This is a genomic window from Aliivibrio sp. S10_S31, from assembly GCF_014694495.1.
GTDB classification, from domain to species: Bacteria; Pseudomonadota; Gammaproteobacteria; order Enterobacterales; family Vibrionaceae; genus Aliivibrio; species Aliivibrio fischeri.
On sequence record NZ_JAAUWR010000024.1, the window covers coordinates 1 to 11,798 of the forward strand.

16 protein-coding genes are annotated in these 11,798 nt (G+C 36.9%); 9 read left to right on the forward strand and 7 right to left on the reverse strand.

The genetic code is table 11. From position 1 onward, the window contains the following. Nucleotides 1–162: 162 nt before the first annotated feature. Nucleotides 163–471: a DUF496 family protein gene (locus HC728_RS17195; protein ID WP_005422781.1), complete on the reverse strand. Its 309-nt coding sequence runs from the start codon at nucleotides 469–471 to the stop codon at nucleotides 163–165. Nucleotides 472–570: 99 nt separating this feature from the next. Then, nucleotides 571–990: a polymer-forming cytoskeletal protein gene (locus HC728_RS17200; protein WP_065621615.1), complete on the reverse strand. Its 420-nt coding sequence runs from the start codon at nucleotides 988–990 to the stop codon at nucleotides 571–573. Nucleotides 991–1,141: 151 nt separating this feature from the next. Here HC728_RS17200 and HC728_RS17205 point away from each other — a divergent pair, with 151 nt between their 5' ends. After that, nucleotides 1,142–1,795 carry a YceH family protein gene (locus HC728_RS17205; RefSeq protein WP_065621616.1) on the forward strand — a complete coding sequence of 218 codons (654 nt, stop codon included), beginning with the start codon at nucleotides 1,142–1,144 and terminating at the stop codon, nucleotides 1,793–1,795. Beyond that, the gene (locus tag HC728_RS17210) at nucleotides 1,795–2,079 is read left to right on the forward strand and encodes a GIY-YIG nuclease family protein (RefSeq protein ID WP_065597492.1); all 285 of its coding nucleotides are present in this window, start codon (nucleotides 1,795–1,797) and stop codon (nucleotides 2,077–2,079) included. The genes HC728_RS17205 and HC728_RS17210 overlap by 1 nt, the downstream gene beginning before the upstream one ends. On the opposite strand, the gene nadE is transcribed toward HC728_RS17210, so the two are convergent. Beyond that, entirely contained in the window at nucleotides 2,076–2,906 is an 831-nt protein-coding gene (gene nadE, locus HC728_RS17215; RefSeq protein WP_065604625.1) for an ammonia-dependent NAD(+) synthetase, read from the reverse strand. The two genes, HC728_RS17210 and nadE, sit on opposite strands and share 4 nt — an antisense overlap. A gap of 154 nt (nucleotides 2,907–3,060) precedes the next feature. On the opposite strand from nadE, the gene HC728_RS17220 reads away from it, so the two are divergent. Together HC728_RS17220 and HC728_RS17225 are read left to right on the forward strand one after the other, a co-directional pair. Continuing rightward, nucleotides 3,061–3,573 carry a nicotinate-nicotinamide nucleotide adenylyltransferase gene (locus HC728_RS17220; RefSeq protein ID WP_065604624.1) on the forward strand — a complete coding sequence of 171 codons (513 nt, stop codon included), beginning with the start codon at nucleotides 3,061–3,063 and terminating at the stop codon, nucleotides 3,571–3,573. A 6-nt stretch (nucleotides 3,574–3,579) separates the two neighbouring features. Next, the gene (locus HC728_RS17225; RefSeq protein WP_017019450.1) at nucleotides 3,580–4,089 is read left to right on the forward strand and encodes a hypothetical protein; all 510 of its coding nucleotides are present in this window, start codon (nucleotides 3,580–3,582) and stop codon (nucleotides 4,087–4,089) included. A 37-nt stretch (nucleotides 4,090–4,126) separates the two neighbouring features. Here HC728_RS17225 and HC728_RS17230 read toward each other — a convergent pair whose 3' ends face one another. Beyond that, a complete protein-coding gene (locus HC728_RS17230; RefSeq protein ID WP_065621617.1) occupies nucleotides 4,127–4,789 on the reverse strand; it encodes a hypothetical protein in 663 nt (220 codons plus the stop codon). Nucleotides 4,790–4,927: 138 nt separating this feature from the next. On the opposite strand from HC728_RS17230, the gene HC728_RS17235 reads away from it, so the two are divergent. After that, nucleotides 4,928–6,055 carry a 1-acyl-sn-glycerol-3-phosphate acyltransferase gene (locus tag HC728_RS17235; RefSeq protein ID WP_005422772.1) on the forward strand — a complete coding sequence of 376 codons (1,128 nt, stop codon included), beginning with the start codon at nucleotides 4,928–4,930 and terminating at the stop codon, nucleotides 6,053–6,055. A gap of 1 nt (nucleotide 6,056) precedes the next feature. On the opposite strand, the gene HC728_RS17240 is transcribed toward HC728_RS17235, so the two are convergent. Together HC728_RS17240 and HC728_RS17245 are read right to left on the reverse strand one after the other, a co-directional pair. Further along, nucleotides 6,057–6,980 carry a LysR family transcriptional regulator gene (locus tag HC728_RS17240; protein WP_005422771.1) on the reverse strand — a complete coding sequence of 308 codons (924 nt, stop codon included), beginning with the start codon at nucleotides 6,978–6,980 and terminating at the stop codon, nucleotides 6,057–6,059. A 39-nt stretch (nucleotides 6,981–7,019) separates the two neighbouring features. Then, a complete protein-coding gene (locus HC728_RS17245) occupies nucleotides 7,020–7,634 on the reverse strand; it encodes a hypothetical protein (protein ID WP_065621618.1) in 615 nt (204 codons plus the stop codon). A 197-nt stretch (nucleotides 7,635–7,831) separates the two neighbouring features. On the opposite strand from HC728_RS17245, the gene HC728_RS17250 reads away from it, so the two are divergent. Then, on the forward strand, nucleotides 7,832–8,038 hold the full coding sequence (locus tag HC728_RS17250; RefSeq protein ID WP_005422769.1) for a cold-shock protein: 207 nt from the start codon (nucleotides 7,832–7,834) through the stop codon (nucleotides 8,036–8,038). 70 nt (nucleotides 8,039–8,108) lie between these two features. Here the strand turns inward: HC728_RS17250 and HC728_RS17255 are convergent, their stop codons facing one another. Further along, the gene (locus HC728_RS17255) at nucleotides 8,109–8,405 is read right to left on the reverse strand and encodes a YfcZ/YiiS family protein (RefSeq protein ID WP_005422768.1); all 297 of its coding nucleotides are present in this window, start codon (nucleotides 8,403–8,405) and stop codon (nucleotides 8,109–8,111) included. Nucleotides 8,406–8,864: 459 nt separating this feature from the next. Between HC728_RS17255 and HC728_RS17260 the strand changes: the two genes are divergently transcribed. The 3 genes from HC728_RS17260 to HC728_RS17270 all read left to right on the forward strand — a co-directional run bounded on the left by HC728_RS17260 (nucleotide 8,865) and on the right by HC728_RS17270 (nucleotide 11,786). After that, nucleotides 8,865–9,326, forward strand: coding sequence for a TetR/AcrR family transcriptional regulator (locus tag HC728_RS17260; RefSeq protein ID WP_005422766.1), 462 nt, complete (start codon nucleotides 8,865–8,867; stop codon nucleotides 9,324–9,326). Between the two features lie 95 nt (nucleotides 9,327–9,421). Beyond that, a complete protein-coding gene (locus tag HC728_RS17265; RefSeq protein WP_054776234.1) occupies nucleotides 9,422–10,798 on the forward strand; it encodes a TolC family protein in 1,377 nt (458 codons plus the stop codon). A 4-nt stretch (nucleotides 10,799–10,802) separates the two neighbouring features. Continuing rightward, nucleotides 10,803–11,786 carry an HlyD family secretion protein gene (locus HC728_RS17270; RefSeq protein ID WP_155654767.1) on the forward strand — a complete coding sequence of 328 codons (984 nt, stop codon included), beginning with the start codon at nucleotides 10,803–10,805 and terminating at the stop codon, nucleotides 11,784–11,786. The last annotated feature ends 12 nt before the right edge of the window (nucleotides 11,787–11,798 follow it).

An 11,798-nucleotide genomic window follows, 5' to 3' on the forward strand; every position in this document is an offset into this window, starting at 1 on the left:
AAATTCTGCAGTTAATTGTAATTCACGAGAAAACTCAGACATAAAAAATCGGCCTTAAAATAAATTTAAGACCGATTATGAAGGCTGCCAAGGATCGTTCAAGTCCCTTAAACGATCGGCATTAGGCTAATTAGCCTCCTTTTTTACAAAATAAACAAGCGATTATTTGTTCGCTTTTTTATCAGCTTCTGTCAGTTCACGGATCTTACGGCTGATATCACGACGAGATTTAGAGATTTCAGCACTTTTGATGATGTGGTCATCAACACGGTCTTCGTAATCTGCTTTCATGTTTTCAACAACTGCAATAACTTCTGCTGTAGTCATAGTAGGGTGAATGTAATCAAGCATGTTTTCTAGAAGCGTTACACGCTTTTGGTTATCACGAATTTTCTTTTGGTTGTCTTGAAGTTCACGCTTCAGTTTGTTTTTACGACGAGCTTGGTTGATGATTTCAAAAACGTTGTTCATTTCAATTTCCTATAATATTTAATAGCTTCTATCTTGATTAAATCATAAATGCGATAGCGAAAACAATAACAAGATCAATACAGTGTTAAAAAGATGGTATTACGCAGATTTTGAGCTATCTTCACTTGCTTCTTTATCTAGGTCTCTGTTTGAAGAAATCTTAGTGACGTTTTCAACTTCAACAACTTCAAGGTTTTCACCAATTAACAAACCACCTTTATCGATAGTAAGGTGTTGGGTTTGCATGGTTCCCTTAAATTTACCTTTAGCTTGAATATTCACTTCGCCACCTTGGCAAGTTCCTTCAACCAAACCATTAATCAAAACTAATCCCGCTTTGATATCGCCCTGAACTCTCCCAGTAGGAGTAACAATCACTTCAGCTTCAGTTGCAATATTACCTTGAACATAACCATCAATTTGGATGCTTTGTTCTGATTCTAGATTACCGATGATACGGCAACCTTTTGCAACGATAGATAAAGATGCCGAGGTAGACCGACTACTAAAAAGGCCCATGAGTGTTTCTCCAATTGATATTAATTTAACTAAAGAATACTATCATGAATAGAATATAGCGTATCTACTAATTGATTAGTTAATAACATATTTTAACCGCTTAGCTCACACTTACGTCATTTTGGGCGGTTATAAGCAAGGAAAAGATAAAATGAGAATATTTAGCGAGACTGAGATCCGTATTATCGGCTGTTTAATTGAAAAAGAAATCACAACGCCAGAGCAATATCCATTAACTCTCAATGCATTAACAACCGCCTGTAATCAAAAAAGCAATCGTGACCCTGTAACCTCACTAACGGATTCTGATGTCTTAGATAGTGTGAATGCACTGATCCAAGAACGTATCATTACTGATGAAACTCGAGGTAATTCACGCGTAGCGAAATACCAACATCGTTTCTGCAATACTGAATTTGGTAGCCTTAAGCTTTCTAAGCAAGAACTTGCTATTTTATGTGTTTTGTTTTTGCGTGGTCCGCAAACACCAGGCGAACTTCGCACAAGAACACAGCGTTTGTGCGAATTTGATAACGTAGCTCAAGTTGAAAATGTATTAAATGGTCTTTCTGCAGATGAACACAACCCTAAAGTGATCAAATTAGAAAAAGAACCAGGTAAAAGAGAGGCACGTTTTGCTCATTTATTCTGTGGGGAAATCAGTCAAGCAACAGCAACGTTTCAACAGGTGCCTTCAGAGTCACGTGATAATGAACGTATTGTGGCACTCGAATCAGACGTGGCTGATTTAAAACTTGAAGTAGAAGAACTAAAGAAACTTATCAACAATTTACTTGATAAATAATGATTGAAGAAAAGAACACATGGTTTATCTACCTGATAAGAACTCGGGTAGGTAGCTTGTATTGCGGTATTACTAATAATTTAGAACGACGCTTTAAAATGCATCAAGATGGGAAAGGGGCAAAATACCTTAAAGGAAAAGGCCCTTTGACCTTAGTTTGGCATTGCGACGTTGAAAATAAATCCATTGCTTTAAAATACGAATATCGTATAAAAAAAATGACTAAAGCATCAAAAGAAGCCTTAGTCATTAATCAAATACCATTACCAACTATTAATGATTAATCATAAATGGTTGGGATAGGCTTACGTTTATGCTGAGACATTTGGTAGATTTTAATTAATCGAGCTTCTGCATCAGCATCAATTTTTTTACCTTCCAAAAAGTCATCAATTTGATCATAGCTAACAGATAAAGCATCTTCGTCCGCTTTCTGTGGTGCTAACTCTTCTAAATCAGCAGTAGGCACTTTTTTAACTAACTGTTCAGGCGCACCTAATTGTGCTGCAACCTCACGAACTTGGCGCTTATTTAAACCAAATAAAGGCGCTAAGTCACACGCACCATCACCAAATTTAGTATAAAAGCCCGTAATATTTTCAGCTGAATGATCAGTACCCAATACCAAACCACCGACATAACCTGCAACTTCGTATTGAGCGATCATACGAGCACGAGCCTTAACGTTACCTTTTACAAAATCAATTTTTGCACTGTCTGTTGGCAATAAGTCCGTATCTTGAAGTGCGATGTGATTAGCAGAATGCAAACCATCAACACCTTCTTTAATATTGATACTAATAGAGTGGGTCGGCTGAATAAATTGAAGTGCCAATTGTGCTTCATCTTCATCTTTTTGGATACCATAAGGAAGACGAACTGCGATAAATTGATAATCAGAACTTTGAGTCTCAAGGTTAAGTTCATTTACGGCAAGTTGAGCTAAACGACCACAAGTTGTCGAATCAACACCACCACTGATACCAAGAATTAACGATTTACAGTGAGCTTCAAGCAATTTACTTTTAATAAAGTCCACACGTTTTTTGATCTCTTCAACAGGGTCAATTGACACCTTTACTTTCATTTCTTCAACAATTTGCTGCTGCATTACTCATTCCTTTGCTCATTCGAGTCTTATTTACGATTAATGTTGATTAATAATACTGAAATAATGTAATTAATAATAGAGAAATGATACATGGCATAGCCTTTGACAAAATTTTCACTTATGCTGTTTATAATCAAGTCGATAGGAAGTTTGTATGAAGATTGCTGTATTTGGAAGCGCGTTTAATCCGCCATCTCTTGGTCATAAAAGCGTTATCGAGCGTCTTGGGCATTTTGATAGAGTATTACTCGTACCGAGTATTGCCCATGCGTGGGGAAAAACCATGCTTTCATTTGATACTCGTGTAGAAATGTTGAATGAATTTGCTAAAGATTTAATTATCAAAAATGTCGAAATCTCGACATTGGAAAAAGAGATTTACATTCCAGATCAGAGCGTAACTACATTTTCACTGCTAAATAAGCTTCAAGAAAATGAAAAAAACGCCGATATAACTTTCATAATAGGACCAGACAACCTATTACAATTTGCTAAGTTTCATAAGTCAGACGAAATAGTAAAACGTTGGTCTGTCATGGCATGTCCTGAAACAGTTGCGATCCGCAGCACAGACATAAGGAACGCAATTGGTGACAATATGGAAATTAGCCACTTAACAACACCGCATGTTGCGGATTATATAAAGAAACATCGATTATACGAGTAACAATAAATGAAGAAACAAGTGAGTTTACTTAGTCTACTTTTCTTACTGCCTTTAAATGTGAGTGCAGGGAATAAGGCCACTTGTTTTCAGGAAAGTTACGATAGTTATTCTCGTGAAATTTACTCTTCAACCTCATCATGCTTAATTCCACTGTTTGAAGTAAACCAGTTCATTAATCAACTGACCAGTATGACCAATAGAATCGAAAGCGAAGTGTTTGAAGAACCTACATTCTGGGAAAGCTGGGCTTACAGTACAGGTGATGACCCATTACTAACGGGTTATTTAAGCGATAGTGCTGTTGGGTTTACCGTTTGGCAACCAGAAGAGTATTATGATAAAAAAATTGAAGAATTTGAATCGTATGGCGAATGGCTTGAAAGCCACGGTTTACAGTTGAGCTTGGCGTTTGGTGGCGAGAAAAAAGGCAAAAGTGCACGATTTCGTATTGATTATCGCTGGCACGATAAAGCAGATGATCAGGTCTTTATGCAATTTGAAGTGCCTTTTCAGTAACCATCTAATTCATAAAGACCTTTGTTAAAGCAGGCAGTTATTCACTTAAAATAGCAAAAGCCTGCTCCATTAATTGAACATTACCCTCAAACAGCCTTTCAGCAATAACATCCATTTTACCACCGGATTTTCTCAGTTTGTCTGCTTCACGAACTTTTAATAGCATCATCATATCGGCAGATAAATCGACGTCTTCTGGAATTGTGCTTTTCCCTAATTCTGCAACATAACGCGTTATCGAATTGGATTTATCAGAAAGTGATGTGTGACAAGTCGAATCCAAGATCTCATCCTGAATTACAGATAATAGACGTTGCTGTGCTTCGTTGCTGATAGTTTTCGTTTGAAGCTTATTTAAAGCAGCACAAAGTAATGGAGTCGAGTGAAGGTAGCCACCTTGGTGCGGTAAGTTTTCACGAGTTCTTATAGAAAAACAAATTCTAGAAATGGTCGAATTAGGAACCACCGTTTCTGAGATTAAAGAGTCGAACGGCAGCCAAAACATCTCTCCAGCTTCAACTAAATATTCCCACTTGCCAAGACGAATTAGCATTGCGCCAGATTCAACCGAAACCAGTTCGTAATGATTTTTCTTCTTACGAGCAGTGTAAAAAAGCGTAGTAAGTGTGTCTGACTCAAAAGTAATAGCGTTTTTCATATCGACCTCTAAATTGAAGTGCGTAACTTTACTGGTTTCCATTAAAAAATCAATGCATTCTCATGCTTTATCATTGATTTGAGCCCCAATGGTACGACCTCTGAAATTGATCACGTACAACGACATAAAAATCAAGTAGAATGTGCGCTTATTCCATTTTCGGTAACCAGAAGTCCAAACATGACCACACAAGATATCTATCAAGAAATTCGTCCATATAACGACAACGAAGTGCCTGCGGCTATTGAGCGATTAATTTCTGATGATGAATTTATAACAGCCATTCTTCACTACAAATTTCCATCAGCATCTAAGTTTTTGTTTTGGCTTCTTGCTCCATTACTACGTTACAAATTACGTAGCACATTATCAAAAATCAAAACAGTTGAAGATGTGCAAATTAATGTTGCAAAGTATTTGAATAAAACCATAAAAACCACAACCGGTGGTATTACTCATTCAGGTCTTGATAAATTAGATCCAGAACAATCTTACTTGTTCGTATCTAATCACCGTGATATTGCAATGGATCCAGCATTAATGAACTGGGTTTTATACAACAACAAAATGCAGACGGTACGTATTGCTATTGGTGACAACCTATTAAAGAAAGCGTGCAGTACTGAGTTAATGAAACTGAATAAAAGTTTTATTGTAAAACGCTCAGCAAAAGCGCCTCGTCAAATGCTTCAAGCATTAGGCTTATTATCTTCATACATCAAACATTCGCTAGAAACCAATAATTCAATTTGGATTGCCCAAAAAGAAGGTCGAGCGAAAGACGGTAATGATTTTACAGATCCAGCTATTTTAAAAATGTTTCATGTAGAAGGGCGTAAGCGTAAAGAAAGTTTCGCCGATTACATGAACGGTTTAAATATTGTTCCTGTATCCATTTCATACGAAAATGACCCTCTGGATCTTCAAAAGGCGAAAGAACTGAATGCGTTAGCAACTCAAGGCTCTTATGAAAAAGGCGAGTTTGAGGATATCGATAGCATTATTAAAGGTATCATCGGCAATAAAAAACGCATCCATATTCATTTTGGTGACGTTGTAACTAATGCGCCTGAAAATGCAGATGAATTAGCGGTCGAGATGGATAAGCAAATCACACAAAACTACCACTTATTCCCAATCAATTACGCTGCTGCAAATATTGAGTCAAATGATGTTAATCAAGGCGTAATCAGCGAGTTAAATGAAAAACTCGCTCAATTAACAGAAGAAGAAAAGCCTTATCTACGTGCGCTTTACGCTAATCCAGTTAACAACGCACACAAAGGCAAAACTGAACCTAGCTTATAAATCAGTTAAATAGCTTTTTATCCCAATGAGGAGGATTACCAACTTGTTGGGATAAGAAATCGATAAAGGTTCTTACCTTAGGAGGCAAATGCTGTCTCCTTGGGTATACAGCATAAATCGGTAACTTCATATCTGCCTGCCATTCTTTTAATAATCGAACTAAGCTGCCATTATCAAATTCATTTTCTAATAAATAGCTTGCTAAGTATGCGATACCTGCACCGGCTTTTGTTGCGTCTAAAATGGCAGAAGCATTATCAATTTTAAAATTACTTTGAACATTAACCACTTGGTGTACACCATCACGAGTGAACTCCCAATCATTAAATCTTCGTTCGTTACTTTGATAAGTAATGCATTTATGTTTTACCAACTCAGCAGGACGTGTAGGGCAGCCATGTTGCTCAATATAACCAGGAGAAGCAGCAACAACAAATCGACAATCGGCTATTTTTCTTGCCACCATACCTTCAGGTAAATCATCATGAATTGCAATCCAGCAATCTAAACCATCTTCAAGCAGTTTTGGTTTATGATCAAAAAGACTCACTTCGAGTTCAATTTCAGGAAACTGTGCTTGGAATTCAGCTAGAGCATGAATAATGTGGCTGTTGCCAAACGATTGAGCAATTCCAACTTTAAATACACCAGAGATCCTACCATGATGGGCATCAAGTAGAGCATCAGCTTCATAAGCAATATCAATTAATTTTTGACAATACTCCGCATACTGGCTGCCTAACTCCGTAATGGAAACAGAGCGATTATTACGTTGAACCAGTTGGCAATCTAATCGAGTTTCTAACGCTTTAACTTGTTTGGATACATGAGATTTAGATATCCCAAGCTTTTCAGCAGCTCGAGTAAAATTTAATTCATTTGCTACGGTAGCAAAAATAACCATCTCGTGTAGGTTGTCTAACATAATACTGCCCATAATATTTTTTATGAGCTTATTGTAATGCTACTTAAAAATATAACCATCAACTTTTATGGTTTCTGGGAATTCAGTAATTTGTTGGCCACCTAAATAAATGTTGCCTTTTACAACTAAATCATCAGGAAGCGTTGTGATTTTTGAATAACCTAAATATAGATTTCCTGTAACCGTTAGCTGTTTCGGTAATTGAGTAAGGGGAGTTCTAATTACACTTAAGTCACCATTTACCGTTAAACGTTGCGGAAGTTCTGTAACATTAGAGCCAGCAAAATTAATAAAGCCTGCCACTTTAATACCACGAGGGTAACGTTTTAGTTCAGTCGTACCAGCTAAGTTCAAATAACCTTCAACCTTCGTACCACGAGGAATGGTTCTAATAACCGTATTGGCTAAATTTAAGTTGCCTTTTACAACTAAACCTTTTGGTAATTTTTTGATTTTACTATTCGCAAGATTCAAATTACCTTTAAGAACAAGGTCATCAGGCAACTCTGTGTAATCTGTGTTTCTAAGCGTAATATTTCCATAACTATCAATATGATTAATTAAACGATGTTTGTTTAGCTTTTCTGCATAAACTGGATTGCTTAAAAATACACAGCCAATAAGGCCAGTCAGCAGGTAATTGAATTTAGACATAATTTTCACGGTAAATGAATCTATTCCTATATTATCGACAAATTTGCAAATAAGTTTAATCTCAAATCAGTGATATAGGTCCTTATTTTACGTTTCATTTATGAAACTACTTTTGTTATAGTGAAATTCGGTAATGGATACCGAAGCGACAAATGTGTCACTAGTAAACTCAAATTTTTAAGGTTTAAGGAAACATCATGGCTAAAGCAACTGGTACTGTTAAATGGTTTAACGAAGAAAAAGGTTTTGGTTTTATTGCTCAAGAGAATGGACCTGATGTGTTCGCTCACTTTAGCCAAATTCAATCAGAAGGCTTCAAAACGTTAAAAGAAGGCCAAGCAGTGTCTTTCGATGTTGAGCAAGGTCAAAAAGGCCCGCAAGCAGCTAATATCGTAGCTCTTTAATAAAACAGAATTAATAAAAAAGGCCCTCTAGGTAACTAGTTAGGGCCTTTTTTTCATTTTGAACTAAAAATTAGCGACGTAAAGAACGTGTTTTTAATTCATAAATTAGTTTTTCTGCACTGCATGAAAACTTAAGACGCGCATGCAATTCTTTTTCATCTTCGGTAATTACAATACTGTGCTCAACGTCTGCACATACTTCTTTAGCCAATGCTAGGTAGTTAGAAAATTCGGATTCTAATAATACTTTATTGTCAGCGAAGATGCTTACTTCAGCAACATCATCACCTTCTTTAATCACAAAACCCATTTCTGCACTACAACCACATGCTTCACATGGTACGTTTTGTTCAACTTCAGAACTCATTGCTTGTATCCTCAATAGTAGTAGTAGGGTAATACTATGCTGCTTTTTATCAGAACTCTACCATTTTTATCATATTGAATATCTAGTTGCATAAAAGATAACATCTGAACAAAGAATTACGCACAGTTACTTAACTTGGGATGAATTTCTCAAAAAACGCACCCATATGACAAATTTTTGTAAGAATCAGCAGGCGTTTGTTGTAATTCAATACTGTATACCGCAAACTAGACTCTAAACGCTTTCTTAGGCCACAACTTCGTATTTACGTTACATTTTTTATTTCTTACTTTTGAGAACGAATTTAACGGACAAGTTGTTATATGATGCTTAGAAAGCAATACACGATAAAAATAAATTAATAAAAGGATTTGAATCTTACAAATCTACTAGATTTCACTATTAGTACATTTTTATGATTGATTTCTTAATGGACTAACCACTTAGAAGAGCTTTATTATGCCAAAAAGAAGTAAAGAAGATACTGAAATCACCATCCAGAAAATCATGGATGCGGTTATTGATCAACTATTACGCTTAGGCTATGACAAAATGTCGTACACAACACTAAGTCAACAGACTGGTGTTTCAAGAACCGGCATTAGCCATCATTTTCCAAAGAAAACGGATTTTACAGCAGCGCTAGATGGTCGTATTTTCCGTCTTTTTGCTGAGCGCCTTGATATGCAAGGTGACAAACAACAATTTATTGATAGCTGGATTTCATCTCTAGAAGATGAACAATTCCGAGCTATTTTACGCCTTTTGTTCCACCATATCGTAACATCAGCAAATGCACATGAATTTGCACATAACGGTATTGAGCGTCTATATAGCATGGTTGAAGACCTATATGGCGAAGAGAGTCGTAAAGATCTAGAGTGGTTAATAGGTCTATCTCTTATCCGAATGGCAAAATAAATCTGGTTAATTGCATTAAAAAGCTTATCTTAGTGATAAGCTTTTTTTTGCATCTAAGTTTATTTAGAGTATATACTCTATTTAACGGAGGGTTTATGCTAAAAATGACACGTGTCTCAATCTTAATTACTACATTACTATCTATATCAGTACAGGCTAAGTCTGTTGATTTCGATTCCGCTTGGAAAAATGTATTAAATAATCACAACGGTATTGCTGCTGAACGAATGAATGTACAGAGACAAGAGTCGTTGGCATCAGGAACGTCAGATCTCAATCTTCCTTCAATTACGTTAAGTGCAAATTACACTTACCTTGATGATGATGTTACCGTCTCTGGACAACAGTTAATTGATAGCACAAATACAAACCCTGCAATAGCTGGATTACTTGGACAATTAGTAGGTCCAGTCACTTCAACACTTACTGAGCGTGATATTTTTACCAGTTCGATTCGTGCTATTTGGCCGATCTTTACTGGTGGTAGAATTTCAGCAGCAGAAAGTGCCGCTGAAGGAAAAACAGCGGAAGCTCGTAGCCAACTATTAATGAAACAACAAGCGTCTTATGAAGATTTGGCAAAATATTACTTTAGTACCGTATTAGCGAAAGAAGTGGTTAATACGTATAGTGAAGTAGAGCAAGGCTTAGCGAAACACCGTGATAATGCAATCAAACTACAACAACAAGGGCAAATTGCTAAAGTAGAGCGCCTTCAAGCAGATGCGTCTTACGACAAAGCAAAAGTCGACTTGCGAAAAGCACAGCAAGATTACGACATCGCTAATGCAGCATTGGTTAGCATGCTACAAACAACAGAAACCGTCACTCCTGAAACTCAATTATTCATCAATAAATCATTGCCTCAATTAAATGCATTTGTGGATAGCACATTAGATACTTATCCGGGGTTAGCGCTCTTAGATGCAAAAGAGCTGCAAGCAAAAAGCTTAGTGAAAGCCGAAAAAGGAAGCTATTACCCTGAAGTTTATCTGTATGGTAACTACAATCTATATGAAGGGGACAGTTTATCTGCAGAAATTACACCTGATTGGCTTGTAGGAGTAGGGGTTAATGTTCCTTTAATCGATAACAAGGGTCGTTCGGATAAAGTGGTGGCAGCACACAGTGCCATTCAACAGGTTCAATATTTAAAAACACAAGCAAAGCAAGATCTCGCATTATTGGTAGAGAAAACCTACCGAGAAGCACTTCAAGCGATTGATGAATATAACGGCTTGGCTTCCAGTTTAGAGCTTGCGAAAGAAAATGTGGAACTTCGTGAAAAAGCCTTTAAACAAGGGCTATCCACGTCTCTAGATGTGGTCGATGCTGAGCTTTATCTTGCTAGCATTAAAACCCAACGTTCTTTAGCTTCATTTAATTATGTGATTTCTTTAGTTAAATTGCTGGCGTTAAGCAATCAAACAGACACTTTTGTACAATATCAACTACAAGCAAGACAAGGGTAAATTCATGAGTAACTCAAAAAAAATTATTAGCATTGTTACTTTATCGGTTGTTATTGGATGGATTGGCTACAGCTTTTGGGCCGCATATCAACCTCGTCCTGAATTACTTCAAGGTCAAATTGAAGCTGAACAATACAATATTTCATCCAAAGTCCCTGGACGTATTGAAAACATTTACGTTAAAAAGGGCGATATGATTGAAAAAGGCCAAGCGGTATTTTCACTTTATAGCCCTGAAATCGAAGCTAAATTAGCACAAGCAAAAGCGGGAGAAGCTGCAGCTAGCGCATTAGCAGAAGAAGCTGAACAAGGAGCAAGAACTCAACAAGTTGCCGCAGCAAAAGATCAATGGCGTAAAGCAAAAGCGGCAAGTCAATTGCTTGAAAAAACCTACGCTCGTGTAAATAACTTATATAAAGACGGTGTTGTAGCTGAGCAGAAAAAAGACGAAACCTACACACAATGGCAAGCAGCTAAATACACGGAAAGTGCAGCTTATCAAATGTATCAAATGGCCAAAGAAGGTGCTCGTACTGAGACAAAACGTGCAGCTAACGAGAAAGTAAAAATGGCGATGGGTTCAGTAGCAGAAGTTGAAGCTTATGTTGCTGATACAAAAATTGACAGTTGGTATCAAGGTGAAGTTTCACAAGTCCTATTAAATGCAGGTGAAATAGCGCCACAAGGGTTCCCTGTTGTTAGTGTCATTGATATGAATGAAGCATGGGCACTTTTTCATGTTCGTGAAGACAAACTAAAAAATTACACAAAAGGTGAGGTATTAAAAGTATACCTTCCTGCGCTTGATCGCACTGAAGATTTCAAAATCACTCATGTTTCCGTTTTAGGTGATTATGCTACATGGCGTGCAACTGATAATAGTCAGGGTTTTGATCTTAAAACCTTTGAAATAGAGGCGCACCCGGTTAATCCTATTTCCGATCTTCGAGTTGGTATGAGTGCCATTGTTACGGTTGAAAATAAATAAGAATCAAGTGCA